Below are 1,453 nucleotides of genomic sequence, written 5' to 3'. Positions count from 1 at the left end.
AAGGCGGATTCAACTGATCGTCGCAACACCTCGATCGAGGAGGTTGTTGTGGCTCAGGGAAGGGCTCGTGCGGCACTGAAGGCGGGTCGCCCGCCGTTGCGGTCGCCCGGTCGGCCCCCGGTCAATCGGCGGGCGGAGCGGCAGCAGTTCTGGCAGTTGATCGCCAAAGGGCTGTCCAGTGAGGAGGCCGCTGTCGCGGCCGGGGTGTCGATGCCGCTGGGACCACGTTGGTTCCGTGAAGGTGGCGGCATGCCGCCGATCACCCTTGAAGAACCGTCAGGACGCTACCTGTCGTTCGCAGAGCGCGAGGAGATCGCGCTGCTGCGGGCCCGCGAGTGGGGCGTCAGAGAGATCGCCCGCCGGCTCGGGCGCGCGCCCTCGACGATCTCCCGCGAGCTGCGGCGCAACGCTGCCACCCGGGGCGGGCGCCTGGACTACCGGGCGTCGGTTGCACAGTGGCACGCTGACCGCCAGGCCCGCCGTCCCAAGCCGTGCAAGCTTGTCGAGCACGACCAGCTGCGACAGTACGTCCAGGAGCGGCTGGCCGGTGCGGTCACTGCCTCAGACGGCCGCGCCGCGCCCGGGCCGGCAACGCGGTGGAAGGGTCGCCGGCACGGGCCGCGCCAAGACAGGCGGTGGGCCACGGCGTGGAGCCCCGAGCAGATCGCCCGCCGGCTCCCGATCGACTTCCCCGAGGACGAGACCATGCGCATCTCTCACGAAGCGATCTACCAGTCGCTTTACGTTCAGGGCCGCGGCGGACTCAAGCGCGAGCTTACGGCCTGCCTGCGCACCGGGCGGGCGCTGCGGGTTCCCCGGGCCCGGACCCAGGGGCGGGGCAAGAACTTCGTGACCGAGGAGGTGCTGATCAGCCGGCGCCCGGCCGAGGCCAACGACCGTGCGGTGCCCGGGCATTGGGAAGGGGATCTCATCATCGGTCTGAACCGCTCCGCAATCGGCACCCTGGTCGAGCGCACCACCCGGTACGCGATGCTCCTGCACCTGCCGCCCATGGAGGGACACGGCGAACCCCGGGTCAAGAACGGCCCGGCACTCGCCGGGCACGGTGCCCAGGCCGTCCGCGACGCCATCGCCGACACGATCACGGACCTGCCCGAGCACCTGCGCAGATCGCTGACCTGGGACCAAGGCGCGGAGATGGCCCAGCACGCCCAACTACGCATCGACACCGGGCTGCAGATCTACTTCGCCGACCCGCACAGCCCCTGGCAACGCGGCACCAACGAAAACACCAACGGCCTGCTGCGGCAGTACTTCCCCAAGGGCACCGACCTCAGCAGGCACACTCGTGGCGACCTGGACGCCGTCGCCGCAGCGCTCAACAGTCGCCCTCGCAAGACCCTGGGGTGGAGGACACCCGCCGAAGTCTTCAACGAGCAGCTACTGTTGATCCAACAGGACGGTGTTGTTGCAACGACGGGTTGAACCTGGG

General features: G+C 69.7%; 1 protein-coding gene. It reads left to right on the top strand.

The genetic code is table 11. The features are described from left to right. Window positions 1-48: 48 nt before the first annotated feature. On the top strand, window positions 49-1,446 hold the full coding sequence (locus tag ACWDAK_RS41255; RefSeq protein ID WP_427396362.1) for an IS30 family transposase: 1,398 nt from the start codon (window positions 49-51) through the stop codon (window positions 1,444-1,446). Window positions 1,447-1,453 lie beyond the last annotated feature (7 nt).

The organism is Kitasatospora sp. NPDC001175 (genome assembly GCF_053598215.1).
Note: the sequence above shows the minus strand (reverse complement) of the source record. Positions and strands in the feature narration are given on the sequence as shown.